A 24,456-nucleotide genomic window follows, 5' to 3' on the forward strand; every position below is an offset into this window, starting at 1 on the left:
CTCATTATTAGTAATATCACTATTTAGTTAATCTCAATTTGGGAGGATAGGCGACGTTCATGAAAACTAATACATTACTTGAAATTTATCCAATTATGGCTCCAAGTGCTTTATCATTGAAAAGCATAAACTTTTACTTAGTAAAACAGGATGAATCTTTAACATTAGTAGATGCTGGTATGAATGACGATGTTTGCTGGAATGCATTACAGAATACATTAAAGGAAAATGGTTTTACCATTAAGGATATTACAGAAATTTTGTTAACCCATCACCATGGAGACCATGTAGGTTTGGTTAACCGGATTACTGCACTCCACCCGATTCCTGTTTATGCCCATTCTAAATCCGTTCCTCGTTTAAAACGGGATCCTGACTTCTTAAGTATGAGAATTGAATTTTATAAACAGCTTTACCTTCAAATGGGCTGTGGTGAACTAGGTGATAAACAAGTCGCCTATTTATTCAATGCCGTTGATAATAATAAAGATCAAAGACTGAATTGTGACATCATTGAAATCACGGAAAAAAAATGGCTGAACTTTGAAGTAATCGAATTTCCCGGACATGCCCCGGATCAAATGGCCTTCCTTGACCAAAAAGAGAAACGGCTGCTTGCTGGTGATTTATTGATTGAACATATTTCAAGTAACGCCTTGATTGAACCTGATGAAAACGGCAATAGAATGCTGACGCTTGTGGATCATATCGATTCATTAAAGCGGTGTTTATCATTACAGATTAATCTCATTTTACCAGGACATGGTAATATCATCGAACACCCCGGTTCTTTAATTGAAAAAAGACTCAACAGTATTGAGTCAAAATCACAAAAAATCTTGGCTTTAATAGAATCCGGAATTTCGACGGGTAATGAACTGGCGAAAACCTTTTACAAAGAAAAATATGTAAAAGAGTTCCCGCTTGTCATGTCAGAAATTATTGGTCATTTAGATTACTTAGAGTATCAGGAAAAGATCAACAAGGAAATTATCAAAAATGTGGTTCATTATTACGTTAAGTAAATATCAAAAAGGCTGAAATCCACAAAGATTTCAGCCTTTTTATCTTCCCAATTAAGCTTATACACACAAAACAATCTGTCTGGAAAAAATGCCTTTCTTGGCCACACATCGATCTGCAATTTCAAACCCGGCTTCTTCAATCATGTGATCCATCGTATCAATGGTTACGACAACCACCTTGTCAGCAAAGCTTTTGGCATGTTTAAGGATTGAGAGCTGATCTTCCGGAGTCGCATGTGTATATAGATTGTAAGGCATATCAATAATCGCTACATCATAATTTTTCGTAACATCTGAGATTGGACCGGTTGTTACATCACCTTCGAGTCCGAAATAAGCAATATTCTCTCTCGATCCATCTGTCACAAGAGGATTGATATCGCGACCATCAATATCTATGCCCATTGATAGGGCTTCCACTAACACTGTCCCAATGCCGCAGCATGGATCAATGGCTTTCACTCCATCTGGATGTGGAACCGCAATGTTAGCAATGGCTCTGGCTACTCTTGTGCTAAGTGCTGTTGAATACTCACGAGGCTTTTTCATATGATGTAACCAAACAGCTTCCGGTTTAACATATTTCCCGAAATACCAACGACCACCAAGTGGCACAATACCAAAGACCTGATCAGGATTACGTACATCGGCATTTCCCTGAATGTGCCAGCCAATTTCCCGTTCAATTTCACGTTGTCCATCATAATCTATTTTTGCTTCTTTATCCAAATCATTAATTTTAACAAATAACACTTTAAATGTTGAATGTGGTAAGTGAATATTTTTTACCTGCTCAACAATTTCGGATATGCTTTCCCCTTCGTACATCACCTCGACCCGTCCTTTAATAAACGGACTTCTGCTCGGTTCAATTTCAATATTACTTTTCAAAATATTAACTGATGTTTCTAAACCGAAGAACGAGCGCATCTCCATATTACATAAAGAGCGTTCATCTGGGCTGCACGTAAAGGTATATATATATGCCGGCAAACGGCTATGATTATTCAATGTATTCCCATCCTTCATAATACTTTAGATTATATCTTTCTATCAAACATAGCTTTAAAAGATTAGAAAAGCAAATAGAATCATGACGAAAAACAGCAGGAACGCTTTTCTTTCAGCGTACCTTCCGTTTTTAATAAAATTTAACCATTTACCTTCCTCCATCTAAAGCTAAAAAATATACGCAATATCTTACAACTTCGATTGGAAAAACAAGTGAATGTTAAACAAGTAATTAATCTAATGTATGCAATTGACTATTTATATAATTTGCCCGTGACTCTATGAAATTGAGGATGAAATCAGGTTCTTTATCGAAAATTTCAATATTATCCCTAATATATGGATCTTTCGGAACATACGGTCTGATTTGGTTATACATATCCTGAATAATAGGTTCCATATATCTTACGTTAAACTGATTGTTCATAATCTCTTTTAAAAGACGTTGATATTTTTGACGAAATGTATCTATATCCAGAATTCTTGCAGTCAATGTATTAAAGCCTTTAATACCAACATAGTCCTCCTCCATCACCTTTCCATTTACATCTCTCCCCCATGTCGCATCATAATCCCACGGGATGATTTCAAATAGTCCAGTGTCTCCATTTCGGTACAAAGCATAATTGTGAACAAATCCATCAAAGTTTTGTGTGAAAATGACACCAGCCAGCCACCGCAGATACTTTTCCACATCTACATATTTTACAATTTCCTTTTCAAAATCCACTCTTGGAATTGTATTAATATTGATAATTAATTCTTGTAAATATAATTCATCCTGAGCTGTCCCACATTTTTTTTGATAGCCCAATTCTAAAGATTGTTTAATTCCTTTGTCTAAATCACTCATTAACGAGAAATTAGCATCTCCATCAACTGCATAAAAAATAGATCCTTTAGGCAAGTTTCCATTCTTCAAATAATGTTCATCTACTGATTCTAATTCTAGGTATATCCCCTCGTCCTTCCCATTCAAATTCAGGAAAACAAATTGGGATCTTGGTGATAAAGTTCCTATATCTGCAAAAAAATCTAATGATAATTTATTTCTTAGTAAAGATTTATCCTTATATTCAGCGTTTAAATGCACTTCTTTGGCATTTCGATAAGTATTTGGCTTGTAAAAGATTACATTATAGGACTTCTTCCGAAAATCTCGGATATGGGAGCCACGGTAAACGATATCAATATCGAGTTTTTTTCTGTTTATTGTTAACTTTGCACATACCGGATCATTGCACCAAATGTCTCTACGAAGTTCCATTAAATTTACAGGTGGAATAAAAAGCTGATATATAGGTATTTCCTTGTCAGCATTCATATAACCCTTCCCTTTCATTTTCATTTTAATTTATGAAAGAAAGCGAAGGATGCCACAAAAATAACTAATTTTTTTAAAAAGGTTTTGTGATAATCAATAGCACATTACGTACAAGCAACATAGTTTATTATGGAAAAGGAGGATAAATATATGTCAAATATTTCTCGTGATATACAAAATGCGGTGGATAGGGCTAATTCTTTTGGGTTAAGCGACTTCATGTATCAGGACCCTCGTTCAAGAGCCCGTTCTACGAGGAAAAAGAATAGAAAAAGGCGGAGTACTCGTCGTTCACCACGGCGCACCAGCAGAAATCGGGCCACGTGTAGCATTCAACGACGTACCAGCAGGAACCGCTCTACTTGTAGCACTCAACGACGCACCAGCAGGAACCGGTTTACTTGCAGGTCTCTCCGACGCACCAGCAGGAACCGTTCTACTTGCAGGTCTCATCGACGCTCTTGCTGGAGAAGGAGATGTACTTGCAGGACTCAACTAGGCTCTTGCTGGAGAAGGAGATCTACCTGCAGGACTGAACGACGTACTAGCAGAAATCGGCGTTCTTGCGGAAATCGACGTTCTTCCAACAATCGGCGATGCCATAGAAGGCCTTCCATTTGCTTCCGAAATAATTGTAGATGGAACTTTTAATTGTATGAATGTTTTGAGGAGAAATCTTTAGAAGAGGCAACTTCAGAACGTTGAAAATATTTTTAAAGAGGTGATACTTTTTTATCACCTCTATTATTATGAAAAAATATAACTAGCTTTTTTTAAACTACTAAAGAATCTGTCAAATCTCATGAACGATCACCCAATGTAGAAATCAGAATTACTACCATATGCATTAACGGCAATTCAACACATGCCCAATTAGGGGGGCATGGACCACCTTCATTATTTTTGCACAATGAAAGTGCGTACCTTGCAATGCAGTCAAAAAAAGGATCCTACCGGCTTTAAGACCGGCACGATCCATTTTAATTCTTATTTAACGGAGACCAATTCGAACTGTGCATATACATCCTTCAGCCCTGCTTGAATCGCTTGACCTGCCTTACCACGATAATACATTTGCACACGATCAATCAATTCTTCGATACCATCTTTAAGACAATAACCGCGAAGTAGTTGACGAATGTATTCCCTGCCATGTTCTGTAGCAAGGGTACAGGATGCATCAACGATAACACCATATTTAAAGTCCAATTCTACAGTGATTGTGATGGAATCATATACATTCCTCGCTGCCATACCTTGTGGAAGTTTTGCATGTCCTGCAATAAAATATGTGTTCATCATCTGATCTCCTCTGTCTGTAATTAATGTACGGAAACCTGCTCGAAGGGCCATGCAGGCAATTGCTTACGTAGTTCTTTATCTTGTCTGAAGCCCAGAGCGTATTCCCCCTGCATTACAGTATGAATTTCACGCGTTCCTTCGTAAATGACTGGAGCTTTTGAATTCCGTAGGAAACGTTCCACCGGATATTCATCCGAGTAGCCATAGGCACCATGGATTTGAACCGCATCATTCGCTGCTTCGTTCGCTGCATTACATGAAACCCACTTAGCAAGTGATGTTTCCTTGGTATTACGTTTGCCTTGGTTTTTTAATGTTCCAGCTTTAAAGACCAGCAATCTGGAAATCTCTAGATTCGCGCTCATCTTAGCAATCATCTGTTGAACAAGCTGATGCCTACCAATCTCTTTTCCAAATGTACTGCGCTCATGGCAATACTTTAAGCTTGCTTCTAGACTTGCCTCGATTAACCCTACAGCACCTGCAGCTACTGTAAAACGACCGCTGTCCAATGCTGACATGGAAATTTTGAAGCCCTCTCCCTCTTCACCAAGTCTATTCGCAATTGGAACCTTTACATCCGTTAAAAAGACTTCGCCTGTATTTCCTGCGCGAATTCCTAATTTTCCTTTAATGGCTTTGGATTCCACTCCCTCAAAAGTACGTTCTACAATAAAAGCAGTAATCCCTTTGGAGCCAAGATCATGATCCGTCTTAGCAAAAATGAGGAAATGATCCGCATAATCGCAGAGAGAAATCCAAGTTTTTGATCCATTCAAAATGTAATAATCCCCATCACGCTTAGCCGTTGATTTCATTGCTGCTACGTCAGACCCTGCATTCGGTTCAGTCAGTCCGAAAGCGCCAATCTTAGTTCCTTTTGCTTGCGGTACTAAATATTTTTGTTTTTGTTCTTCAGTTCCCCATTGCAATAAAGTCATGCTATTCAACCCTGTATGTACTGAAACTGCAGTGCGGTAAGCCGTATCACCACGCTCTAACTCTTCACAAACGATAGCGAGGGTATTATAATCCATTCCGACTCCACCATACTCTTCAGGGATACAAACACCCATCAGCTGCAATTCTGCCAATCTCTTTAGAATATGAGGTTGAAACTGTCCTTGTCGATCCCACTCTTGAATGTATGGGATAATTTCCTTATCCACAAATTTCCTTACCACTTTTTTCACACTTTGCTGCTCTTCTGTTAATTCGAAATTCATCATCTAAATTCCTCCTAAATAATTTTATTTTGTTTAAATTTGATTATTTCGTCTGGTTTATACCCAATTCCAGCCAAAATCGAATCAGTATGCTCTCCATACAGGGGTGGATGCTTTCTCATCGTGACAGGTGTTTTCGAAAGTTTTAAGGGGGATCCTGTTACTCTCAGATTTTCAACAGTAGGATGCTCCATATTCACCAACATGTCTCTCGCTTTTATTTGGGGATCCTCTAACATCTCTGCGATAGTATTAATTGGTCCATTTGGAATCCCCGCGTCATCAAGCAGCATTTTCCACTCTTTTTTTGTCTTTCTTTTTAACAAATCTTCAACTATCGGTATTAATTCTTCCTTGTTAAGCAAACGATTTTCATTACGCTTAAACTGTTCCTTCTCCGCTAAATCCGGTCTTTCTAAAACATATGTGAATCGCCTGAACTGCTCATCATTTCCTACAGCCACGACTAACTCTCCATCGCTTGCATGAAAAGTTTGATAAGGCACAATATTCGGATGTTGATTTCCCATTCGCTCAGGAGTTATTCCATTGAATAAATAATTACTGGCAACATTTACTAACGAAGAAACCTGACAATCCATTAACGAAATATCAATTTCCTGTCCTTCCCCCGTTTTTTCCCTATGATGTAAAGCTGATAAAATGCCTATGCATGTATATAAACCAGTCAATATGTCAGCAATAGCAACGCCGACTTTCATGGGACTCCCATCCGTTTCTCCCGTGATGCTCATCAAACCACTCATCGCTTGAATGATATAATCATAGCCAGGTAAATCTTTATAAGGGCCGGTTAAACCAAACCCTGTGATCGAGGCCATAATCAATTGGGGGTTGAATTCCTTTAATTCCTCATAACCTATCCCCATTTTTTCCAAGGTACCTGTCTTAAAGTTTTGAACCACTATATCCCCCGAAGACACCAGCTTACGGAAAATCTCTTTCCCTTTTTCAGACTTTAAATTCAAAGTCATGCTTTGCTTATTTCGGTTGGCGCATAAATAGTAAGCGCTTTCTCCTTGGGCAAACGGTGGACCCCAGCCTCTCGTTTCGTCACCTGATTCATGGTGCTCAATTTTAATTACATCCGCTCCCAAATCTCCGAGAATCATTGAACAAAACGGCCCCGCCAAAACACGGGATACATCGATAATCCGGACTCCATCCAAAGCTCCATTCATTTTATCACCCCTTTCTAACTTTCGGGATACACAAAAAGAGCCAGCAAAACCAACAATGTTATTACATTGAACGTTTCACTGACTCTTATCCATGGCTTGTCTACCGGCAAAGGAAGATCAAGTGAACAAAGTCAATTTTATAAATTCTAAGTTTAAACCAAGCCGGCTTTGCGAAGCAAGGTAACTTGCCGTCATCGGTTTGGTAAATTAAGTATAAAACTATTAATTGAATTTTGCAATAATTTTGTTTATTACTTAATAATAGCTAATTTAATTGTACCCCCCTCTAAACTGTTTAATTATGAATTTGAAATATTGACATTCCTAATACACTCTGAAATCTCTCTATACTCATCTTTATGGTGTTTGGAATTGCCTTAATAGTTGTGACATGTGATGATTAGAGTACCTATTTCTATATGTAAATATGATTCAAGAGTACTTGCTTTCTTTTCTTATTTAAATTTTTTAAAATTTAATATTGATCGGCGAGGTAATTAATGATTCAAAGGGAGATGGCAAAATGGAAAATATTAAAAACGAAATAGTCGAAGCCATCAAGAACTATTCTACTATTATCATTCACCGTCATATTAATCCGGACCCGGATGCATTAGGATCACAAGTCGGTCTACAACAACTAATTAAACATTCCTACCCTTCCAAAGAGGTTTATGTGGTAGGAGAAGAAGTGAATAGCCTGTTGTTTATTAGTAAAATGGAAGTTATCCCTGATAAAACTTACAAGGGCGCATTAGTGATCGTTTGCGATACTTCTAACACTTCACGCATTAGTGATTCCCGATATACACTTGGGGACATGTTGATTAAAATTGACCACCACCCCGAATATGAACAATTCGGTGACCTTTCTTGGGTTGACCCTTCTTATAGCTCTGCAAGTGAAATGCTTGTTGACTTATTTTTGAATTTTCCAGAGGATTTTAAAATAAACAAAGAAGCAGCTAAAGCATTTTATGCAGGGATAATTAGTGATACAGGGCGTTTCTTGAATGGAAATACTTCTCCTAGGACCTTAAAAACGGTTTCGCTCTTACGAACTTATAATTTTCAGCCAGAAAGAATCCATAACCTCCTTAATACAAAGACTAAAAATTCTTCAAGGCTTCAAAAAGATATTCTTATGAGCTTCAAAGTAACCGATAAAGGGGTAGCTTACTTTATTATGACAAAGGAACTGTTAAATAAGTATGGTGTAGACCGAGTAGAAGCTTCAAATTTAGTTAACACCCTTTCTTCTATTAAAGGAAACAAAATCTGGGCGTTCTTTATCGAATATCCGACGGATATCCGTGTCAGAATTCGTTCAAGAAATATCCCTATCTCTTCAATTGCCCGGCAATTCAATGGAGGAGGGCATTCATTTGCTGCCGGTGCAACCATCCATTCGTGGGAAGAAGTAGATCATGTTATTGAGGCCTTAAATCAAGTTTGCCCAAAGTAAGCTAGAGAAAAATTGCCTGCTCCTAGGTAAAGTAAAAAGCCTCAAACCTATATCAGTCTAAGGCATGAGGCTCTCTCTACCATTTATTTTTTAACTGCCTTCAGCTCCACTTTACCCAGTTCATCTACTAAGAATGTTAAATTTTCAGATTTATCATAAGAAGTTATTGGGAAATTCACAGCAATGGTTGTTTGACTACTCTTTTGACTCATTTCAAACCTCTCCGCTTGATATTCGAATTCATCTATTACTTTCATATGATTTGCAAAAACATTTTCACATTACTATATAAACCGTATTTAACATTCAATATTTCTCAAATCTATTAAGGCGCACAAAAAAAACGCCCAAGGCCAAAAATCGGCTGAGGCGTTTTTTTACATTAATTACTTGGATACTTCTTTAAGAATAGATAAGTCAACCATACCCTTAATATCACTGCTAGGAACATATCCCGCTTCTTTGCTTATATCAGCCATTTCCTGAATAACTTGTTCATTAACTTCCGTCGTTACTTCTAAGCGTGAAAACGCAGAGGTAACTTCTTCTTTGCTTAATTCTTTTCCAGTTAGTTTCTTTAAATGCTTAATAACTAATTCTTGGCTTTCTTCAGGATTGTTTTGGATAAAATCCACTGCTTTTTTGTGAGCTTTCAAATAAGATGCGGCGAGCCCCTTTTTATCCAAGAACTTCTGACTTGCAGCCACTACCGTGTTTGGTGAATCTTTTCCCCATGCAAACTGATCCCAGTCAAGCACTAACTTTCCCTTTGCCTGGTTTTCCAATACGTATCCCCATGGTTCCTGGGTAGCTGCAGCATCGACTGATTTTTGGACAAAAAGTGCTGTTGTGTCAGCGGGTGCTGCCGCATATAACTCAACTGTTCCTCCGTTAGTAGTCGGTTTTAAGTCAACGTCTTGAAGCGCTTTTCTAAGCATGACATCCTGTGTGCTCCCTATAACAGGAATCGCTACTTTTTTACCGTCTAAATCTTTTAAATCCGTTACCTTGCTGCCCTCACTAGCCACAAGAACGGCCCCGCCATTAACAGCTCCAGAAATCAGGTGGTATTCCGGGTTTTTAACGTAAAAGTTAAGTAATGGACCAGGCCCAACTGTTCCGACATCAATAGCGTTTGTAGCCATTGCTTCCATAAATAGCCCACCATTAGCCACTGTTTTGGTTTCAATCTTAACATCTTCACCGAACTCTTCTTCAAAAAAGCCTTTTTCAAGTGCAATAATCGTTGCACTGTGAGTTAAGTTAGGAAAATATCCAATTTTCACAGTTTGTTTCCCAGTGCCTTTTCCCTCTTCTTTACTTGTGGATTGTGTGCATCCGCTTACTATTCCGATTAACAATACAGACATAATAAGGGCAAAAAATGATTTTTTCAGCATATTTCCCTCTCCTTTTAAAATATAATCTTATTAAACTACCGTTGATTTACTCCCCATTTCAGTTGAACATTTCGTTCTAGACGTGAGAAGACAACATTATCCACGATTGTTCCGATAATTGCGATAATGATCATTACGGAGATGACCAAATCCATTTGTCCGAGCGATCTACCCATTTCTAGCAATTGTCCAAGACCGCCGCCACCGCCAAGTAATTCACCTGCCATCAATGCACGCCAAGAAAATGCCCATGCAATTCGCAGCCCGGATATTATTTGTGGAACAGATGCTGGTAAAATCACGGTACGTAGAAAATGAAACCCGGTCGATCCATATGTTTTGGCAACCCGTTGATACAGCTGGGGCACATTCCGGAATCCACTGGTTGCATTAACTGTCATCGTCCAAGTTGCGCCGATAGTGACGATAAAGAGAATCGAAAAATCATTCAATCCAAACCAAATTATTGCTAAAGGGAACCAAACGATACTCGGTATGGACTGTAAAGCCGTCACGACGAATCCAAGCGTATCTTCAACCAGTTTAAAGCGCCAAATGAAATATCCTAATATCAGACCTATTATAATGGCAATCGTGAAGCCGATCAGGATACGGCCAAGGCTTTTTCCGATAGCATCGGTTATTTGTCCGCTAACTAGTCCATTAAACAGAGTTTCCAACACTTGAGTCAGGCTCGGAAACATGAAATCTGGAAGACTGGAAAGTCTAGATGTGACTTCCCATATCCCCGCTATCATCGCGATGAATATGATTCGTCTTAAAGCTGTAATCATTCCCCATTTCCTCCTTCAACACTTTTTCAATTTCCTCCTGCAAGATCGATAGAACCCTTTGTTCAGTGTTCAAAGTTACACTATCTGGCATAACTCCATCTTTCATGGATGGGACGGAAATCGTCTCTTTAATTTTCCCGGGACGGGTTGCAAAGACGATAATTTTTTCAGAAAGCTGAACAGCCTCACGAATATTATGGGTAACAAAAAAGATTGTCACTTTTGTTTTTCTCCAGATTTCGAGCAGCTCTTTATGCAAGACCATCCTCGTTTGCTCATCAAGCGCAGAAAATGGCTCATCCATCAACAGAATATCCGGTTCCATAACCAGCGCTCTTGCAATGGCTACCCTCTGTTTCATGCCCCCTGAGAGCTGATGTGGATAGGAATCCACATAGCGGCTGAGGTGAACCATTTTTAAAATGTCTAATGCCTTCGATTTCGCCTCTTCTTTGGGCATTTTCTTTAACTTCAATCCGTATGTAACATTTTCAAGTACCGTTAACCAAGGAAATAACCCTGCCTCTTGAAACACTACGACTCGTTCCGGTCCTGGCTTCATCACCTTTTTTCCAGCTACACGGATCTCCCCTTTATCAGCCTTATCCAGACCAGCAATTAGATACAGGAGTGTCGATTTACCGCAGCCTGATGGCCCAACTATCGAAACGAAGCTTCCTTTCTCCACCTCTATGTTAATCTCATCGAGCACCTTTATGCTTTCTTTCTTTTCATTCAAAAAACTTTTTTCAATTCCATCTATTGTTAAATACATAAAGTCACCCCACTTTTAAATCGCATTGATTTACTAAACATTATTTCTTAATAATGATTAATCCAATGGTTTTTGTCAACTATAAAAATGCAAAAATTCTAATTTATCGGTATTTTTCAATCAACTCTTTTTATTGTATAAATAAAACAATACTACTTAATTTCGTAAGAAACATTATTCTAGTTCCAACCCATAAATAGACAAATAGCCTGAGACCCTTAATAAAACAAAGATCCAGACTATTCTGCAATGATTATTTTTGTAAACGCGCAAACCTTTCACATTTAAGAAAAGTAGTTGGACCAATTTCTAGCGCAAACATACTTGACAGACTTCAAAGACTACCCTACCTATTTGACGAACTGGAGACATACATATATTCTCGTTTCTATTTTAAAAAATTCTGCTTCCATATAATTTATCCTTCATTTTTTGCGTTCTAGCATGCAATGGTTTCTTCAGAACGATACCTAAGATGAGAGTGATTATTAAAAAGAGAAATAAGACAAAAATATCCTTGCCAGCGACACTCCAGGTTATTCCCCCAACCGATTCACGAAGTAAACCAACTGCATAGGTGAATGGCAAGAAGGGATTGATATGTTGAAAAAATGGTGGTGTCACTTGAATAGGGAAGGTCCCGCCTGAACTTGATATTTGGAGGACCATTAAGACAACACTTATTCCCTTTCCCACATTTCCAAGAACTGAAACAAAGGTGTAGACAATGAGTGTAAATACTGTACTAATCAAGACAGAAAACACGATGTACTCAAATTTATCAGCTACATATACATCAATTAGGATAATATTGCCTATAGAAACACTGAGTGCCTGCATTAACCCAATGATGAAGAATATTAGGTACCGCCCAATATATATTTGATACGGGCTGTAAACTTTATGAGAAACATCCACGCTTAGCATGGAAATTAATATTGTGCCACCCACCCAAAGTGAAAGTGCGGTGAAGAATGGGGACATGGCTGATCCATAGTTTGGAATCGGAAATAAACTGTGTTTATTGAGTAGCACTGGTTCTGAAAAGAAGTCGCTTTCTTGCTCGATGTCATTTTTTAAGAAAGCAATCACTTCTTCCATGTTATAAGACTTATCGATTTCTCTCATTTTAGCCGCTAGAGCCTTTATTTTCGTTTCGATTTCTGGAAACTTATTCTGTAACTTATCGATTTCTCCTGTGCGAGTTTCCAACGTTCGATTGGTCTCATTTAACAGTGTCCTTACTTCGGGAAGAACCTGGCTACCCTCTTCCATTGTGAGCTGAACTTTTTTCAATATGGAATCCGTTTCATTCCAAATTTCATTGAATTTTGGTCCTGTTTCCTTTGAATAGTTATCCTGGAAGCTTGCCAAGACTTTATCATTGTTCTCACCAAGATCTATAAGTGAGCCAAAGGAACGGTTATTCAGCGCTTGAAGTTGATTCGAAGCATTATCCCGCAGATTATCCATTAGCTTTATTTCTGGTTGAAGCCAGTTATTCTCACTAAATTGATTGACTCTCACCAATAAATTATACATACTGTCCAACAGGTACAACTCTTTTTTTATCCTCGTTATCCCTTGTTCAACTATCTGATCCACTTCATCGCTAGGCAACTCCTGATTCGTTAACCGGTTTGCTAGCACTAAAATAGATTCATTATCGCTTCTTACATTTGCAAGATCATTTTCTAATAGTGGATTGATCCCCTCGAATGCCTGCCTTGTTGAATCTACATAACTAGAAACGTCTGACACTAATTTGTCTTTTTGTGACGTTATTCCTTCAATTGAATCCAGACCATCATTAACCATCTTAATGATGTCTTCAGCCCTTTTTACATGTGTTTGGACCGTTTTGATATTTTGCTCAAGCTCAGGCAGTTTCTCCTCTAATAAATACACCATATTCTTCATTTTTTGAATGGTCGGTAACTCATTTTGCAACGTGATTCCCAGTTCATTAAAGATTGAAAGGATACTCCCGCTAGCTGTTTTAATAAAGCTTTTGCTCACATTGTCCACAATACTATTAGCCCCTGCAGCAGTCATTTTAGGAGCAATGGAATTGATTTTTTCATTAACATAGTAATCAATCTCCGCTTTAATGGGGTCATCTGTCATGATGGTCGCAATATGTTCTGAAAAATCAGCTGGAATGATGATAGATGCGTAATAATCTCCCTTTTTCACCTTTGCAATGGCATCTTTTTCTGTTGTGAATCTCCAGCCTAAATCTGAATTCCCCTTTAGCCCCTCTATAACTTCATTGCCTAAGTTCACGGCTTTACCATTTAACTCTGTACCTTTATCATTATTGGAAACACCGACAAGGATTCCTTCCGTATTTGCATAAGGGTCCCAAGAAGCAACAATGTTAAACCAAGCATAAATAGACGGGATAAACATTAGAAAAACAACAACGATACAGACAAACAAATTCCTATAAATACTTTTTAAATCGTCAATGAAAATTTCTCGAATATTTTTCAAACCTTACCCCCGCGCAAATAGTTTTTTGTTACTATTATTCGAAAAATAGTCTCGATCAATACTAAGTAAACATATCCATAGTCTTTCCCCATATTGAAAAGAAGCCGGTGTCGATAACGACACCCGCTTCTTAGAGTTTTGACTTATTTCTTTTTTTTGACTTATTTCTTTTAATAAAGAATTGCTAGTTGGTACGAATACTTTTTATCCTCTTCTGATTTTTACCTTACCTTCAAACATCTCAATAACACTTCCCAACCAGTGCCCAAGGCCCTTGTTTACTGTATCCTGAATTTTACTGTATAGTCGGTTACAATTTTGAGACCATAATTACTAACATTTCGGGTTCGTTCTTTATTATATTTTCTAAAAATTAATCAGAAATTCATTGATAAAAAAGTGATTTCTCCATGAGGAAAAACCACTTTTTTTTGTCATATTATGTTTTAACGTTTTTCAATTACTTTTATCAATTCTCTTAAATAATCTGGAAGATCTGGAGGACGTCTGCTGGATACAAGATGTCCGTCTACTACAACAGCCTTATCTATCCATGTTGCCCCGGCATTCTCCATATCATCTCTAATACCAGGTGTACTCGTAACATTCTTCCCCTGCAAAATTTTAGCAGAGATTAAGACCCATCCTGCATGACAGATTTGTCCGATTGGCTTTTTACTTTCTTCCATGTTCTGGATAAGTGTAATCACTTCAGGAAAACGACGAATTTTATCAGGGGCCCAACCTCCTGGGACAAGGATGGCATCATATTCATCCGCTTTAATACTACTATATGCAAAATCTGATACAGCAGGCACACCATATTTTCCAATATATGTTTCATTTGCCTTTTCTCCAGCGAGGTGAACAATCGCTCCCTCTTCTTTTAAACGCAAGATTGGATACCAGAGCTCTAAATCTTCGAAATCATGGTGCACAAGACTGATAATTTTCTTTCCTACTAATCGCATGTAATCTCTCCTTCTTTATTAAAATACATGGTTCCCCTTCACTTTACTATCCTTCCACATATATTGCCCTTTCCTGCTACCAGCTAACCTTTTAATATAACAATGAAAGTATCTATTTTTGCTACTCTATTCCCACAGTTATTTTACCATTTAATTACCTTTTTAATATTTTCCTTGCAATTGAATTTTTAGTCTTTCATGATTTTTTCTCCGAAACTAGCATTTCCTCCTACAGAAATTTACATTTTCAAATATCTATTATCGACACTGTTCCATTCTATTCTATTGACATAGAAAACCCCCGAACAAGATATTCGAGGGTAAGGTTTATACGTAACGATCTTCTTTGTATAGTAAAATGATAAAATAAAAAACGGCAAAAACATTGCTTAACAATGCTTCCGCCGTTCGGATGACCTGTGAGGGATTCGAACCCACGACCCCTTCCCTGTCAAGGAAGTGCTCTCCCACTGAGCTAACAAGTCGTATGTATTATTTAGCTTGTTCTACTACTTAAGTACATAATTTATTATAAGTTTTTTTAATAAAAAGTCAACGAATTATTTCAAAAAAATTTTATGTTTATCTTTAAAGGAATTTCTCTACCAAAAATACGAACTAGCGTTCTTTTTTATTTGCATAAAAAACATACGTTCGCATATAATAAAAGTAAGCTAAGGAGTGATAAAAAATGAAATATATTCTTCGTAAACATATGGAGGGAAATATTCCCTTAGAGATTATTTATCTTTCCGAACAAGGGAAGATTACCCAGCGGAAAATTCAGGTGCTTGAAATAAATCCAGGACATATTCGTGCCTATTGTTTTCTAAGGCAGACAAAACGAACATTTAAAATGGACAATATTCTTTCTGCCCGCCTTATTAAACCTAGGTATGATAGATCCGGATGAAAAATATGGTATTATTTCGTAAAAATTTAACCGATTAATTCTTCCTCTTCCTGAATGTTCTTTTCTTTCTCAGTTAATGATTCTTCTTCATCTCTTAGACGATGTGCTAATCTTGAAGCGGCACTCGCAGCAATACTTGCAACGATATCATCCAGGAATGTATGAACGACTCCTTCTTGCTTCTTATCCAGTTCGTGAATGACACCTATTTTATTTTTATCTAAATGTCCAAAGGTTGTTACAGCAATGCTTCCGTAGCCTAGAACTGCACCAAAGGCAATGGTTTCATCCACTCCGAACAAGCCTTCATCCGATTCAACAATTGATTGCAGCGGTTCTGATAACTTCTTTTGCTCAGCAAGTTTATCAAGCTCCACACCGACTAAAATAGCATGTTGAATTTCCCTTTTTAAAAGAACGCGCTCTACGCTGCGAATGCATTCCTCCAATTTCAAATCAGCTTTGTAAGGGAACTGCAATTCATATACAATTTCTGCAATGGCTTCCACACTGACACCACGTTCTATTAATGTTTGCTTGGCCGCTCTTGTTACTTCCCTGCTGTGTACGTGTACATCTGTCATTTCTCTGCCACCTCTTTTTTTGTAATATTTTTCTATATCCTTTCATTATAGCATCTTATATTTCAAATTTTCAGAAAATAAAATGAAATTTTTCTATTTGAAATTCTTGTCACGAGAAAAAGATGCGAAGCTGTGATAAAATAGCCAAGTAAGTGGTTTTTCATTATTAATTATAGAGGTGCGGAAGAATGAGTTTACGTAAAGGCACGATAAAAGAGTACATGTTTAAAAGTGAAGCTTTAGCAGAAGAATTGGAGCTACTTGTTTACTTGCCTGCTAATTTTTCTCCACTATATAAATATTCGCTTGTCATTGCTCAGGATGGCCGTGATTACTTTCAGATGGGACGGATTGGTCGCGTAGCCGATGAACTATTAGGGAACGATGAAATTGAGAATATCATCGTCGTCGGTATTCCTTATAAAGATCGATTTGACCGCAGACGTAAATATCATCCAGATGGGGAACAGCACGTTGAATACATACGTTTTCTCGCCCATGAACTTGTTCCGTTTTTAGATGATGAATTTCCAACCTATCAAATGGGGCATGGTCGTGCTTTAATCGGTGACTCTCTTGGTGGCACTGTTTCTTTATTGGCTGCTCTTCAATATCCTCATACATTTGGGAAGTGCATCATGCAATCTCCTCTTGCAAATGAAGCAGTATTGGATGCCGTCCGTAATTTTGAGAATCCGCATCTCCTAGAACTTTATCATGTAATTGGGACCGAGGAAACCGATGTTCCCACGACAGATGGAAATCGGGCTAACTTTATAGAACCTAACCGGGAATTGCATAAATTATTAAACCAAAAAGGATTTCCTTGCTTCTATGAAGAATTTGAAGGTAATCATACCTGGAAGTATTGGCAGGCAGATTTAAAAAGAGCACTATTGGAAATGTTCTAACAAAACTAGAAACCCTTCTTTTAAGAAAGGTTTCTATAAAACATATCCAAATACAATATTACAACTATTAAAAATTTCAGGAGGTTTCAATTATGAAATATGGTGTTGCAATTTTCCCTTCAAAAAAACTTCAAGATTTAGCTAACTCCTATCGAAAACGTTATGATACGAAGTACGCTTTCATTCCACCACATATTACACTTAAACAAACGTTTGAAGCTACGGATATGGAAATTTCTACAGTTGCAGATCGATTAAAAGACATTGCAAAAAAATTCCAGCCTTTTAAGTTAAATGTAACGAAAGCGAAGTCTTTCCAACCCGTGAGCAATACAATTTATTTTAAAGTCGAATTATCCGAGGAACTTCAAGAGCTGCATGTAGCACTTCACGATGAGAAATTTTGTAAAAGTGAAAGTGAACATGCCTTTGTTCCGCATATTACGATTGCTCAGGATTTATCCGATAATGAGCACTCTGATGTTTTAGGCCAACTTAGTATGCTAGATGTTAGCCAGGAAGAAGAAGTAAAGCGAATCCACTTATTGTACCAGCTTGAAGATGGGGCATGGACTGTATATGAAACATTTAGATTAGGAGCTGAATAATTTCGTGTTTGTAAAAATTGCCGAGAACACCCAAGAGCGTGAGTATGCTTATATGATTAGAAAAAAAGTATTCGTCGATGAACAAAATGTCCCAATTGAAGAAGAGATTGATCAATACGAAGAAGACTCCACTCACTTCGTTTTATATAATGAACAAGAACAGCCGGTTGGGGCCGGGCGATTCAGGGTCATTGACGGCGTTGGTAAGGTCCAGCGCATATGTGTACTTTCAACAGAACGAAAAAATGGAGCTGGTGCTATGATTATGAGTGCTATTGGGGAATTTGCCGAACAAAATAAAATTCCTCAATTAAAGCTTGATGCTCAGCTACACGCGATTCCTTTTTATTCGAAACTAGGTTATCAGATTGTTTCCGATGAATTTATGGACGCTGGCATACCCCATAAAACGATGAAGAAAAACATTTAATAATACAAAACGCTGTCCATCCATTTTTCTGGATGGGCAGCGTTTTTTTTTGTTTTCACGAGTTAATTTTTAAATCTTTTAAAAAAACCGTTTCCGTTCAATGGCAATCTTCGCAAATATACATAGTCTATATATAGAAAGCAAGAAGGAGGGAAAATTTTATGAGTAACAATGAATTTAACCTGGAGGAGTCTCAAAAAAGACTAATGGAACTGCTGGTTTCACGGACTTTGAGAAAAAATGGTTTCAAAAAAGAGAAAGTTGATTTGTCTGAAAAAGAGAGAAACAACTTAAAAGAAACCATCCGCTATTTACAGGAACAATCACAAATTCTCATAAACCAAGAAAAGAAAATCACGGAAAATGATGTTAACCCAGTAACAAATTCTTATCAAACCAAATATAGGGATTCGAAAGATAAATAACTTCACCATTATTTATCTAAAGAAACCTTACTTGCTGGAGAATTAAGTAAAACTAGACCTAGCAACACTTACATTTCATTCCTAAAGTTCCAGCTTCGTTATAATTTCATCCCCGTCTCACTAATAATTTTCTTAAGTATTAAAAAATAGACGAATGAATTGATTTATTCGTCCAACCAGATTAACCATCCAAGCATATTTTAATAGGGAATAAAACCTAAGGAGGAAAAAACGACATGAACCAAAATGTATTTCGTAGCAACTGTAACACTCATGAAGACTCTGACAGATCATGGTCGGCTCTAGATTCCGCTTCACGCCATCCCTTAACAGGATTCTGCAACGAAGAAAACCAGATTGAACAAGAGGCAAGACAGGAGAATTCTCAACTTCAACTTTCTGAAGAACTAATTTACATTAAAGATTCTTGTAATGTAAATGTTACTTCTACAGATGTTAAAGCGGCACTTTCATTACAAGCGGCTCTACAAGCAGCAATTGCGGTCATCGTAAGTATTTCCATTGCAGATTCTGAAAATGCTGATCGAATTACCCAAGAGTTAATTCAATCTTCTAATGTAAGACAAATTACACGCCAAAAAACGATTGTTGAAAACAGCCGTGATATCGATATTACAACAACTGATGCAGATATCGCTATTAACATCCAACTTTTACTGCAATTGTTGTTAGCTTTAATTGTAGAAATAGACATTCTTTAAGAAAGAACAAAAAGGACACTTACGTGTCCTCTTTTGTTTTTATTAAAGATTTACACTACTTCGTTAAAATCCCCCCTATTCCTGTTATTTCAGCCGTTAGTACTTCTTTCTTCCTCATCCCGATTTGAATCTTATAAGTTCCTGTTCCATTTGTTATTTCCTGGTTTTGGTAATAAATTTGGTATTTTTTTCAAAATGATCCGTTGCGTCTTCCATAACTTGATTATAACGGATAGGTTGAATGGGTGCTGTTTCTTTCACATTTCTTACATTCTCTGCAGCCTTGACTATCCGGTTGGCGTATTGAATATAATCAAATTGTGTTACAGGTGCTATGTATCCCATCGTTATCCCTTTCCATTATAAATAGAAATAATGTTATTTAATTTACTTACCCATCTGGGATGATATTGAAACATCATTTTCACATTCTTATTTTACTAATCTTCTGGTATGATGAATATTGCCGATATTTTTAATAGATTAGAGGTATCCATTTATATGAATCAAGCAAAATCTGGCAATGAAATCGTACATTTACATACTGTTTCAGCTGGTGAGCTGCAGACACTTTTTGAAAAAGGAAAACGTGACCAGCTTTCTTGTATCATTTGTCATAAACCATTAAAATTATTTATCGGGATCCATGAGACACCCTATTTTTATCATAGTGACCCTTCACGGTCAGACTGTGAAGTGCCAAATTTGGAACCAATAAATGAGGATAAACCATTAGAATATATGGAACAGAATGGGTTTAAGATTCCTAAATCACGGACCATTACTGAAACGAAAACAATTACTGAACCTTACCTAAAAAGCCGAACGATTACAGGTAACCCGCCTTTTACAGATAAACCTTCTATCCTAGAACAACTAGAAGTCCCTTACTTTCAAGAATTATCCGCACGAGGAGTAGTACTCGATTCGGAGCAATTAAAAGCAGTAATGACGATTGATGGACCACTTCTTGTCCTATCAGGAGCCGGCAGCGGAAAAACTCGGGTATTAACTGTTCGGACTGCTTATATGCTAACGGTAAAAAAGATCAATCCAAAAAGTATCATGCTTGTAACCTTTACGGCGAAATCCGCCAAGGAAATGCAACAGCGCCTGCTAAGCTACCCTTATATGACTCCTTCCCTTGTTTCTCAAATCGTTAGTGGTACCTTCCATAGTATCTTTTATAAAATACTGATTTTCCATGAGCCAACCAAATGGCAACGGGATTTACTATTAAAGTGGGATTGGGAGAAAGAAAAAATATTGAAACAGGCTGGTCGAGAATTGGAACTCGATGATAAGGAATTTGCATATGATCAAGCTCTTCAGCAAATTGGTCTTTGGAAAAACTCATTGGTTTTTCCAGACGATATCAAACCGAATGACGAATGGGAAAAATCCTGTCTATTTTTATATAAGAATTATGAAGAATATAAAGAGCAAACAGGAAAATACGATTTTGATGATATGCTTGTCGGCTGTTATACATTTTTTAAAAATCACCCAGAATTTTTAAAAAAGTATCAGCAAAGGTTTCACTATTTTTTAGTTGATGAGTTTCAGGATATAAATAAAGTTCAATATGAACTGATAAAACTTCTTTCGGCTGAATCAAAAAATGTTTGCGCCGTCGGAGATGACGATCAAGCCATCTATTCATTCCGTGGGAGTGATCCGAAATATATTCTAAATTTCAATTACGATTTCCCCGGTTCTCAAGTTGTAAAACTAACCGAAAATTACCGGTCTTCACATGAAATTGTCGCTACAGCCAACCGGATGATTAAGCGCAATCAGCACAGAATGGAAAAAAAGATGCGTGCACAGCATAATCATGGCAATCCTCCTGTGTTATTTTATCCTCATGATGAGGAATTAGAGGCCACGATGATTGTATCCGATATCCAGGAAAAAATCGCCAAAGGAGCAAACCCTGGTGACTTTGCAGTTTTGTACAGAACACATACAATGTCGCGGGCCATTTTTGAAAGACTAGCAGCTTCAAATCTGCCCTTTGTAATTGAAAAAGATGCGGATTCGTTTTATCAGCGCCGAGTGATTCGAGGTATGCTTGCCTTCATGCGTTTGAGTCTATTTCCTCAGGATAGCAAGGCAGCATCGGATGTCCTTTCTTCATTATTTTTAAAGCAAAGTATACTACAGGAATTAAAGGCACAGACGATACTTCAGGATTGTGATTTTATTGATGCATTTGCTTTTGTTAAAACGGGACATGCTTTTCAGGAACGGAAATTAAAGACGATTCCGACACAAATCCGTGCTATAAAAAGTATGTCACCGCTCGTAGCTTTAGAAATCATCGAGAAAGATTTAGGGTATCAAGAATATGTAAAAAAACGCGGAAATGAAGCCAATCTCGAAAAAGGTTCTGATGATATCCGCGACCTAAAAGTGGCTGCAAACCGTTTTCCAACCGTCGCCTCCTTCCTAGACCATGTCGACCATATGACAGCCATGGTCCAGGAGGTTAAACAGCTGTCAAAACATTTTAAAGATGCCATACAACTAACGACCATACACCGTTCCAAAGGGCTTGAATATCAATCTGTTTACGTTCTTGCTGCTGTCGATGGCAGCATTCCGCATGACTTTGCGCTTGAATCATACCGGAAAGGGGAACTTGCACCTCTTGAAGAGGAAAGACGCTTGCTCTACGTAGCAGCAACCCGGGCGAAGAAGGATCTTTACCTTTCCGTCCTGCAAACTAGACGCGGACGAACCGCCCACCCTTCACGATTCTTAAAGTTTTGACCCAAGGTTAACCTGTAACTAGATATTAAAACAGGGGGCGCATCTACCGCAGGCCCCTGTTTTTGATTATTTTTTATTTATCATATTAGAAATCGTCCCGAAATCCAGTTTATTCCCTTCAGCTACGATGGAGTGAACAATTTTATCCTCCATTTCCTTAGTAACAGGTTTATTAGCTATTTTCGAAACACGTTTAATAACGCTCCTTACAGTAGATTCATCTTTAAAATTGGCACCCTGTAGAGAGTTTGCCAACTCTAATACATCTTTCATATTTACGCCCGTTTTACCTTCTATGTTTTTAAAAAAGTTATTATCCATGCCTAAGCCCCTCCTTTTCTGTACCTATCCTATGGAAGTATCAGAAAAATGGTGCAAGGATTATGTAAATATAAATAAAAAGAAATGGAATAGGCTTCTTCTGCCTATTCCATTTCTTTTAGCAGAAGGAAGCCCCTACAATGATCAATAGGATAAACAAAACAACAATTACAACGAACGTAGATCCACCGCTGAAACCGCCGCCATATCCATAACCGCCACCGCCACAACATCCGCCGTAGCCGCCGCCGTAGCCACCGAAACCAAACATACTCATTCACCTCGCTCTCGCTTAGCTTACTGATAACATATGTAGGTCAGGACAAATATGTATAGGCCATGTCCTAGTCCAGGCTGCCTATTCTACTGAAACTTTATCCTTTAGGTCTAAAGACTAAGGCACCGATAAATCCAAAGATGATGGCTGCCGAGATACCGGAACTCGTGATTTCAAACATACCGGTAAGTACGCCAACGAGTCCATGTTTATCCGCTTCTAGCATGGCACCGCCTACAAGCGAATTCCCAAACGATACGATTGGTATGGTAGCTCCTGCCCCGGCAAAATCAACAAGCGGTTCATATAATTCAAACCCTCCAAGTACAGCTCCAATTACAACGAACAGGCTTAAGGTATGTGCTGGTGTCAGCTTAGCCACATCGAAAAGAAGCTGGCCGACTACACAAATCAAGCCCCCGATGACAAAGGCCCAAAAAAACATTGCTAACATCCAAATCTCTCCTTTTTCACGAATTCATCCCATACTCAATGGCCACCGCATGGGCAATACATGGAATTGAATTTTTTTGTTGAACAGATAGCGGTGATAATAATGCTCCTGTTGCAACAAGCAGGATTTTTTTATATTTACCTTGAATCATTTCATTAAGTATATGGCCATATAAAACCACTGCTGAACATCCCGCGCCACTACCGCCTGCCATAACAGGCTGGTCCTTTTTAAATATCATCAAACCGCAATCTTTGAATTTTTCCTGATTGATCTTGCAGCCTTTCTGCTTTAATAGATCCATTGCCGTTTCTCTGCCTATTTGTCCTAAATCACCTGTAATGATCAAATCATAATCATCTGGGGTCAGACCCGTATCGTTGAAATGTGCTAAAATCGTATCGACAGCCGCTGGGGCCATTGCTCCTCCCATATTGAAAGGATCTTTCAATCCCATGTCAATGACCTTACCGATAGTGGCTGAAACAATATGGGGAAATACTCCCTGCTTGCTACCGTTTGGAGCAACCAGCGCTACCCCTGCCCCTGTTATCGTCCACTGAGCTGTGGGTGGTTTTTGCCCGCCATACTCAGTCGGATAACGGAATTGCTTTTCAACAGCTGCATTATGGCTTGAAGCCCCCGTTAACACATAGTTCGCTCCTCCATAATTGGTTATGAAGGCCGATAGTGCAAGCCCCTCCATTGAAGTAGAGCAGGCACCAAACAGACCGAAATATGGAATACCATTTGTTCTAGCCGCAAAACTTGTGGGTGTAATCTGATTGATTAAATCACCCGCCAAGAAAAATTGTACCTTTTCCTTGTCTATCTTACCTTTCTCCAATGCAAGCTCCACCGCTTTCTCCATCAAATGACGATGAGCCTTCTCATACGAATCCTGCTCCATCCATAAATCACTGTACAGGATATCGAAATCTCCGGCGATTTCTCCATTTGCCTCAAAAGGCCCACCGGTTACCCCTGTTTCCAAAATGACCGGTTTATTGGCGAACGTCCATGTTTGTTTTCCCTTTAACACCGC

Annotated in this window: 27 protein-coding genes, 1 tRNA gene and 1 pseudogene; 10 read left to right on the plus strand and 19 right to left on the minus strand. The window is 38.1% G+C overall.

The window, feature by feature from the left end; translation table 11 throughout:
* The first annotated feature begins 59 nt into the window (after window positions 1–59).
* The gene (locus tag JFU50_RS02915) at window positions 60–1,025 is read left to right on the plus strand and encodes an MBL fold metallo-hydrolase (RefSeq protein ID WP_201221633.1); all 966 of its coding nucleotides are present in this window, start codon (window positions 60–62) and stop codon (window positions 1,023–1,025) included.
* A 57-nt stretch (window positions 1,026–1,082) separates the two neighbouring features.
* Here the strand turns inward: JFU50_RS02915 and JFU50_RS02920 are convergent, their stop codons facing one another.
* Complete coding sequence (locus tag JFU50_RS02920) at window positions 1,083–2,036, minus strand: TRM11 family SAM-dependent methyltransferase (RefSeq protein WP_201221635.1); 954 nt, start codon at window positions 2,034–2,036, stop codon at window positions 1,083–1,085.
* A gap of 232 nt (window positions 2,037–2,268) precedes the next feature.
* On the minus strand, window positions 2,269–3,360 hold the full coding sequence (locus tag JFU50_RS02925) for a CotH kinase family protein (protein WP_201224999.1): 1,092 nt from the start codon (window positions 3,358–3,360) through the stop codon (window positions 2,269–2,271).
* A 150-nt stretch (window positions 3,361–3,510) separates the two neighbouring features.
* Between JFU50_RS02925 and JFU50_RS31900 the strand changes: the two are divergent.
* Window positions 3,511–3,588 (plus strand): annotated as a pseudogene (locus JFU50_RS31900) (CotG/ExsB N-terminal domain-containing protein); the annotation flags it as partial.
* Window positions 3,589–3,651: 63 nt separating this feature from the next.
* Here the strand turns inward: JFU50_RS31900 and JFU50_RS02930 are convergent.
* The 4 genes from JFU50_RS02930 to JFU50_RS02945 form a co-directional block, all read right to left on the minus strand.
* Complete coding sequence (locus JFU50_RS02930) at window positions 3,652–3,855, minus strand: hypothetical protein (protein ID WP_201181775.1); 204 nt, start codon at window positions 3,853–3,855, stop codon at window positions 3,652–3,654.
* 492 nt (window positions 3,856–4,347) lie between these two features.
* A complete protein-coding gene (locus JFU50_RS02935; protein ID WP_053345038.1) occupies window positions 4,348–4,659 on the minus strand; it encodes a DUF3870 domain-containing protein in 312 nt (103 codons plus the stop codon).
* A 23-nt stretch (window positions 4,660–4,682) separates the two neighbouring features.
* Complete coding sequence (locus JFU50_RS02940) at window positions 4,683–5,888, minus strand: acyl-CoA dehydrogenase family protein (RefSeq protein WP_201183407.1); 1,206 nt, start codon at window positions 5,886–5,888, stop codon at window positions 4,683–4,685.
* 14 nt (window positions 5,889–5,902) lie between these two features.
* The gene (locus JFU50_RS02945; RefSeq protein ID WP_201221637.1) at window positions 5,903–7,090 is read right to left on the minus strand and encodes a CaiB/BaiF CoA transferase family protein; all 1,188 of its coding nucleotides are present in this window, start codon (window positions 7,088–7,090) and stop codon (window positions 5,903–5,905) included.
* Window positions 7,091–7,613: 523 nt separating this feature from the next.
* On the opposite strand from JFU50_RS02945, the gene JFU50_RS02950 reads away from it, so the two are divergent.
* Window positions 7,614–8,555 (plus strand): DHH family phosphoesterase, encoded by a 942-nt coding sequence (locus tag JFU50_RS02950; protein ID WP_201221639.1) that lies wholly within the window; start codon window positions 7,614–7,616, stop codon window positions 8,553–8,555.
* Between the two features lie 83 nt (window positions 8,556–8,638).
* On the opposite strand, the gene JFU50_RS02955 is transcribed toward JFU50_RS02950, so the two are convergent.
* The 7 genes from JFU50_RS02955 to JFU50_RS02985 all read right to left on the minus strand — a co-directional run bounded on the left by JFU50_RS02955 (window position 8,639) and on the right by JFU50_RS02985 (window position 15,476).
* Window positions 8,639–8,812 (minus strand): hypothetical protein, encoded by a 174-nt coding sequence (locus JFU50_RS02955; RefSeq protein WP_201221641.1) that lies wholly within the window; start codon window positions 8,810–8,812, stop codon window positions 8,639–8,641.
* 129 nt (window positions 8,813–8,941) lie between these two features.
* A complete protein-coding gene (locus JFU50_RS02960; protein ID WP_201181781.1) occupies window positions 8,942–9,955 on the minus strand; it encodes an aliphatic sulfonate ABC transporter substrate-binding protein in 1,014 nt (337 codons plus the stop codon).
* Window positions 9,956–9,990: 35 nt separating this feature from the next.
* The gene (locus JFU50_RS02965; RefSeq protein WP_053345034.1) at window positions 9,991–10,749 is read right to left on the minus strand and encodes an ABC transporter permease; all 759 of its coding nucleotides are present in this window, start codon (window positions 10,747–10,749) and stop codon (window positions 9,991–9,993) included.
* A complete protein-coding gene (locus tag JFU50_RS02970) occupies window positions 10,682–11,524 on the minus strand; it encodes an ABC transporter ATP-binding protein (protein WP_053345033.1) in 843 nt (280 codons plus the stop codon). Before JFU50_RS02970 ends, JFU50_RS02965 begins: the two co-directional genes overlap by 68 nt.
* Window positions 11,525–11,917: 393 nt before the next feature.
* Window positions 11,918–14,020 carry a YhgE/Pip domain-containing protein gene (locus JFU50_RS02975; protein ID WP_201181785.1) on the minus strand — a complete coding sequence of 701 codons (2,103 nt, stop codon included), beginning with the start codon at window positions 14,018–14,020 and terminating at the stop codon, window positions 11,918–11,920.
* A 446-nt stretch (window positions 14,021–14,466) separates the two neighbouring features.
* The gene (locus JFU50_RS02980; RefSeq protein WP_201221643.1) at window positions 14,467–14,991 is read right to left on the minus strand and encodes a type 1 glutamine amidotransferase domain-containing protein; all 525 of its coding nucleotides are present in this window, start codon (window positions 14,989–14,991) and stop codon (window positions 14,467–14,469) included.
* A gap of 413 nt (window positions 14,992–15,404) precedes the next feature.
* Window positions 15,405–15,476: transfer RNA gene (locus JFU50_RS02985), tRNA-Val, on the minus strand.
* 206 nt (window positions 15,477–15,682) lie between these two features.
* Between JFU50_RS02985 and JFU50_RS02990 the strand changes: the two genes are divergently transcribed.
* The gene (locus tag JFU50_RS02990) at window positions 15,683–15,904 is read left to right on the plus strand and encodes a hypothetical protein (protein ID WP_201221645.1); all 222 of its coding nucleotides are present in this window, start codon (window positions 15,683–15,685) and stop codon (window positions 15,902–15,904) included.
* 26 nt (window positions 15,905–15,930) lie between these two features.
* On the opposite strand, the gene JFU50_RS02995 is transcribed toward JFU50_RS02990, so the two are convergent.
* The gene (locus tag JFU50_RS02995) at window positions 15,931–16,488 is read right to left on the minus strand and encodes a phosphatidylglycerophosphatase A family protein (RefSeq protein WP_201221647.1); all 558 of its coding nucleotides are present in this window, start codon (window positions 16,486–16,488) and stop codon (window positions 15,931–15,933) included.
* Between the two features lie 188 nt (window positions 16,489–16,676).
* Here JFU50_RS02995 and JFU50_RS03000 point away from each other — a divergent pair, with 188 nt between their 5' ends.
* The 5 genes from JFU50_RS03000 (at window position 16,677) to JFU50_RS03020 (ending at window position 19,584) form a co-directional block, all read left to right on the plus strand.
* Window positions 16,677–17,399: an alpha/beta hydrolase gene (locus JFU50_RS03000; protein WP_053345028.1), complete on the plus strand. Its 723-nt coding sequence runs from the start codon at window positions 16,677–16,679 to the stop codon at window positions 17,397–17,399.
* A gap of 92 nt (window positions 17,400–17,491) precedes the next feature.
* The gene (locus JFU50_RS03005; RefSeq protein ID WP_201221649.1) at window positions 17,492–18,007 is read left to right on the plus strand and encodes a YjcG family protein; all 516 of its coding nucleotides are present in this window, start codon (window positions 17,492–17,494) and stop codon (window positions 18,005–18,007) included.
* 4 nt (window positions 18,008–18,011) lie between these two features.
* Window positions 18,012–18,437, plus strand: a complete 426-nt coding sequence (locus JFU50_RS03010) for a GNAT family N-acetyltransferase (RefSeq protein WP_201221651.1) — start codon at window positions 18,012–18,014, stop codon at window positions 18,435–18,437.
* Between the two features lie 161 nt (window positions 18,438–18,598).
* Window positions 18,599–18,862: a hypothetical protein gene (locus tag JFU50_RS03015; RefSeq protein ID WP_056528256.1), complete on the plus strand. Its 264-nt coding sequence runs from the start codon at window positions 18,599–18,601 to the stop codon at window positions 18,860–18,862.
* 236 nt (window positions 18,863–19,098) lie between these two features.
* On the plus strand, window positions 19,099–19,584 hold the full coding sequence (locus JFU50_RS03020; protein ID WP_201181794.1) for a spore coat protein: 486 nt from the start codon (window positions 19,099–19,101) through the stop codon (window positions 19,582–19,584).
* A 153-nt stretch (window positions 19,585–19,737) separates the two neighbouring features.
* Here the strand turns inward: JFU50_RS03020 and JFU50_RS03025 are convergent, their stop codons facing one another.
* Window positions 19,738–19,929 (minus strand): hypothetical protein, encoded by a 192-nt coding sequence (locus JFU50_RS03025; protein ID WP_201221653.1) that lies wholly within the window; start codon window positions 19,927–19,929, stop codon window positions 19,738–19,740.
* 156 nt (window positions 19,930–20,085) lie between these two features.
* On the opposite strand from JFU50_RS03025, the gene JFU50_RS03030 reads away from it, so the two are divergent.
* Window positions 20,086–22,359 (plus strand): ATP-dependent helicase, encoded by a 2,274-nt coding sequence (locus JFU50_RS03030; protein ID WP_201225000.1) that lies wholly within the window; start codon window positions 20,086–20,088, stop codon window positions 22,357–22,359.
* A 66-nt stretch (window positions 22,360–22,425) separates the two neighbouring features.
* Here JFU50_RS03030 and JFU50_RS03035 read toward each other — a convergent pair whose 3' ends face one another.
* The 4 genes from JFU50_RS03035 to spoVAD form a co-directional block, all read right to left on the minus strand.
* The gene (locus JFU50_RS03035; RefSeq protein ID WP_053345022.1) at window positions 22,426–22,680 is read right to left on the minus strand and encodes a stage VI sporulation protein F; all 255 of its coding nucleotides are present in this window, start codon (window positions 22,678–22,680) and stop codon (window positions 22,426–22,428) included.
* Between the two features lie 118 nt (window positions 22,681–22,798).
* Window positions 22,799–22,951, minus strand: coding sequence for a YjcZ family sporulation protein (locus JFU50_RS03040; RefSeq protein ID WP_201221655.1), 153 nt, complete (start codon window positions 22,949–22,951; stop codon window positions 22,799–22,801).
* Between the two features lie 103 nt (window positions 22,952–23,054).
* Entirely contained in the window at window positions 23,055–23,411 is a 357-nt protein-coding gene (spoVAE, locus tag JFU50_RS03045) for a stage V sporulation protein AE (RefSeq protein ID WP_053345021.1), read from the minus strand.
* 16 nt (window positions 23,412–23,427) lie between these two features.
* Window positions 23,428–24,453: a stage V sporulation protein AD gene (gene spoVAD / locus JFU50_RS03050; RefSeq protein ID WP_057217808.1), complete on the minus strand. Its 1,026-nt coding sequence runs from the start codon at window positions 24,451–24,453 to the stop codon at window positions 23,428–23,430.
* Window positions 24,454–24,456: the final 3 nt, after the last annotated feature.

Source organism: Peribacillus sp. TH14, assembly GCF_016651145.1.
Lineage (GTDB): Bacteria > Bacillota > Bacilli > Bacillales > DSM-1321 > Peribacillus > Peribacillus butanolivorans.